A 4,608-nucleotide genomic window follows, 5' to 3' on the forward strand; every position below is an offset into this window, starting at 1 on the left:
CGTCCGACAGCCGCTCCAACACGACCATGCCGACGCCCTCGCCCCAGCCCACACCGTCCGCCGCGTCCGCGAACGAACGGCACCGACCGTCGGCCGACAGACCGCCCTGGCGCGAGAACTCCACGAACGTCCCCGGCGTCGACATCACCGTCACGCCACCCGCGAGCGCCAACGAGCACTCACCGCCGCGCAGCGCCTGCGCCGCCAGGTGCATCGCCACCAGCGACGACGAGCACGCCGTGTCCACCGTCACCGCCGGACCCTCCAGACCCAGGGTGTACGAGACGCGACCCGAGGCCACGCTTCCCGCGCTGCCGCTGCCCTGGTAGCCCTCGAACTCGCCACCGCCCAGCAGGCTCGCGTAGTCCGCGTACATCACACCCGCGAAGACGCCGGTCCGGCTGCCGCGCAGCGACACCGGGTCGATGCCGGCCCGTTCGAAGGCCTCCCACGACGTCTCCAGCAGCAGGCGCTGCTGCGCGTCCGTCGCCAGCGCCTCACGCGGGCTCATCCCGAAGAACTCGTGGTCGAACTCCCCGGCGGTGTACAGGAATCCGCCGGAGCGCGTGGAGGACGTACCGGTGTGGTCCGGGTCCGGGTTGTACAGCGCCCGGACGTCCCAGCCGCGGTCCGTCGGGAAGTCCGACACCGCGTCCACGCCGTCGGCCACCAGCCGCCACAGGTCCTCCGGCGACTCGACGCCACCCGGGTAACGGCACGCCATGCCCACGATCACGATCGGGTCGTCGGACAGCGACGACAAGGGCTCGGGGACGTGGACGACGCTCTCGGCGCCGAACAGGCCCTCCAGCAGGAAGCCGGCCAGCGCGCTCGCCGTCGGGTAGTCGAACACAACCGTCGCAGGCAGCTGGAGACCGGTCACCGACTTCAGCCGGTTGCGCAGCTCGACCGCCGTCAGCGAGTCGAAGCCGAGGTCCTGGAACGCCTTCGTCGGATCGACCGCCGAGCCGGCATCGTGGCCCAGCACGAGCGCGATCCGGTCGCGCACCAGCTCCAGGACGGCCGCCCGCCGCTCCTCGCCACCCAGCCCGGACAGGCGCTGCGCCAGTCCCGCCGACACCGCCGACCCGGCGACCACGGCGCGCCGGACGCGGCCCCGCACCAAGCCGCGCAGCAGGGCAGGCACCTCGCCGTGCGCGGCCATCGCCGCCAGGTCGAGGCGGACCGGCAGCACGACCGGGTGCCCGGTGGCGAGCGCCGCGTCGAAGAGCTCGACGCCCTGGGCCGGGGAGATGGCCGGCAGGCCGAGCCGGGCGATGCGCTCGGCCTCGGCGTCGGTGAGGGTGCCGGTCATACCGGCCACGTCGGACCAGGGGCCCCAGGCGAGCGAGACGGCGGGCAGGCCGAGCGAGCGGCGGTGGACCGCCAGCGCGTCGAGGTAGGCGTTACCCGCCGCATAGGCGCCCTGGCCCGCACTCCCGAACGCGCCGGCGACGGAGGAGAAGAGAACGAACGCCTCGACGTTCTCGCCCGCCCGGTGCAGGTTCCACGCCGCGTCCGCCTTCGGACGCAGGACGGCGGAGACCCGCTCGGGGGTCAGCGAGCCGATCACACCGTCGTCGAGCACCCCCGCCGTGTGGACGACCGCGCGGATCTCGTGCCGGGCGAACAGCTCGGCGACGGCGGCCTCATCGGCCACGTCACAGGCCTCGACCGCCACGTCCGCGCCGAGTGCGGCCAGCTCGGCGAGCAGCGCGTCGACGCCCTCGGCGTCCGCGCCCCGGCGGCTCACCAGCAGCAGGCTGCGCACGCCGTGCTCGGCCGCCAGGCGCCGGGCCACGATCGTGCCGAGGCCGCCCGTACCGCCGGTGATCAGGACCGTCCCCCCGCTCGGCCACGCGATCGCGGCGGCTGCGGCCTCCGTCCGCACCAGCCGAGCGGCCAGGACCTCACCGTCGCGGACCAGCACCTCCGGTTCGTCCACGCCCAGGGCGGCGGACGGCAGTTCTTCCGAACCGGCCAGATCCACCAGGCCGAACCGGCCCGGCTCCTCCGACATCGCCGACCGCACCAGACCCCACACCGCAGCGCCCGGCAGGTCCTCCCCCGCCACCACACCACGCGTCACGAACACCAGCCGCGAGCCCGCGAAACGCTCCTCCGCCAGCCAGCCCTGCACCAGCTCCAGCGCCTGCGCCGTCCGCGCGTGCACGTCGTCGTCGACGGCGGCCGTCTCGATGACCACCACCGGCGGCACCTCCACCGGCACCTCCACCAGCGACCCCACCGCCACGAACTCCGGCGCCCAGGAGACCTTCACCGGCACCCAGTCCACCCGGAACAACCCGTCCCGGCCCACCGGTCCCGCCTCGCCCGCCGACACCGGGCGCACGACCAACGACCCGACGGTCGCCACCGGGTGCCCCTCGGTGTCGGCGATCGCCAGCGCCACCGCGCCGCCCGCGGACGGCGTCAGCCGCACCCGGACCGACGACGCGCCGGAGGCGTGCAGCGCCACGTCCTCCCACGCGAACGGCACCCCGCGCTCGTCGGACCCGGTCAGTGCGAACGCGTGGAGACAGGCGTCGAACAGCGCCGGGTGCAGGCCGAAGCCGCTTCCGTCGGTGCCCTCGGGCAGGGCGACCTCCGCGAAGACCTCGTCCCCGCGCCGCCAGACCGCCCGCAGGCCCCGGAACACCGGGCCGTACCCGAACCCGGCCTCCGCCAGACCCTCGTACAGCCCGGTCAGGTCCACCGCCTCGGCACCAGTCGGCGGCCACACCGCCGCCTCGAACGGCGTCGGCGTCGCGCCCGTCCCCAGCACACCGGTGGCGTGGAGGGTCCAGTCCGTCCCGTCCGCGTCGTCCGGCCGGCCGTGCACGGTGAGCGCGCGCCGCCCGGACGCGTCCGGCTCGCCGACCCATACCTGCACCCGCACCCCGCGCCGCTCGGGCAGGACGAGCGGCGCGGCCAGCGTCAGCTCCTCGACCAGGTCGCAGCCGACCTCGTCCCCGGCCCGCACCGCCAGCTCGACCAGCGCCGTGCCCGGCACCAGGACCGAGCCCATGACGACATGGTCCGCGAGCCACCCGTGCGACCGGGCCGACAGCCGCCCGGTGAACAGGTAGCCGTCCGTGTTGACCAGCTCGACGGCCGCGCCCAGCAGCGGGTGCTCGGCGGCCCCGAGCCCCGCGAGCCGGACGTCGCCGCCGCGTGCGAGGGTGACCTCGGGCCAGTAGTGCCGGTGCTGGAACGCGTACGTGGGAACGTCCACGGCGCGGGCACCGGTTCCGGCGAGGAGGGCGGCCCAGTCGACGGGCGCGCCGGTGACGTGCAGGCGCGCGAGCGCGGTCAGGACGGTCGTGTCCTCGGCCTGGTCCTTGCGGAGGACGGTGGCCAGGACGGCGTCGTCGGGGAGGGAGGCGGCCGCGAGCGCGGTGAGGACGCCGTCGGGGCCGAGTTCGAGGAAGCGGGTGACACCTGCGGCTTCCAGCGTGCGGATGCCGTCGGCGAACCGGACGGCCTCACGGACGTGGCGCACCCAGTACCCGGGCTCCTGGAGGCCTTCGGCCAGTGCACCGGTCACGTTGGAGATCACCGGGATCGACGGCGCGTGGTACGTCAGCCCGTCGAGGACCGTACGGAAGTCCGCCAGCATCGGGTCCATCAGCGGCGAGTGGAACGCGTGCGAAACCCGCAGCCGGTTCGTCTTGCGGTCGGCGAAGTGGGCCTCGATCTCCGCGACCGCCTCCTCCGTGCCCGAGACCACGATCGAGCGCGGGCCGTTGACGGCCGCGATCGACACGAACTCGCCGATCAGTGGCAGGACTTCGTCCTCCGTCGCCTGCACCGCCAGCATCGCGCCGCCTTCCGGCAGCGCCTGCATCAGCCGACCGCGAGCAGCCACCAGCGCGCAGGCGTCCGCCAGCGAGAACACCCCGGCGACATGCGCGGCCGCGACCTCACCGATCGAGTGCCCGGCCACGAACTCCGGCCGCACACCCAGCGATTCGACGAGCCGGAACAGCGCCACCTCGACCGCGAACAGGCCCGCCTGGACGTACTCCGTCCGGTTCAGCAGCTCCGCGTCCGCACCCCACACCACCTCGCGCACAGGCACGTCCAGACCCGCGCACACCTCATCGAACGCCTCCGCGAACACCGGGAAGCGAGCGTACAGCTCCCGTCCCATCCCGAGCCGCTGCGAGCCCTGCCCCGAGAACAGGAACGCCGTCCCGCCCTCACCCGCGAGCCCACGGGCCACCTCGACCCCGTCGACGACCACCGCCCTGTACGGGAAGGTCGTCCGCCCGGACAGGGTGAGCGCCACATCCGAGGCCGGGAGGAGTTCACCGACGTCTGCCAGCCGCCCGAGCTGAGCGTCCAGCGCCGCCTCGGACTTGGCGGATACCACCCAGGGCATCGCCCCCGCCGTCTCCACAGCGTCCGGCACGGCCTCGGGCTCGGCCTGCTCCAGGATCACGTGCGCGTTGGTGCCGCTGATCCCGAAGGACGACACGCCCGCCCGGCGCGGGTGGCCGGTGGCCGGCCAGTCGGCGCGCTCGGTGAGCAGTTCGACCGCACCGGCCGTCCAGTCGACGTGCGAGGAGGGCGCGTCCACGTGCAGGGTGCGCGGCAGCAGCCCGT

General features: G+C 74.4%; 1 protein-coding gene. It reads right to left on the reverse strand.

All coding sequences use genetic code 11. The features are described 5' to 3' along the window. Positions 1-4,608 (reverse strand): type I polyketide synthase (locus BG452_RS30240; protein ID WP_188307536.1); only part of this gene is annotated, 4,608 nt, incomplete at both ends.

Source organism: Streptomyces sp. CBMA123 (genome assembly GCF_014596465.1).
Lineage (GTDB): Bacteria > Actinomycetota > Actinomycetes > Streptomycetales > Streptomycetaceae > Kitasatospora.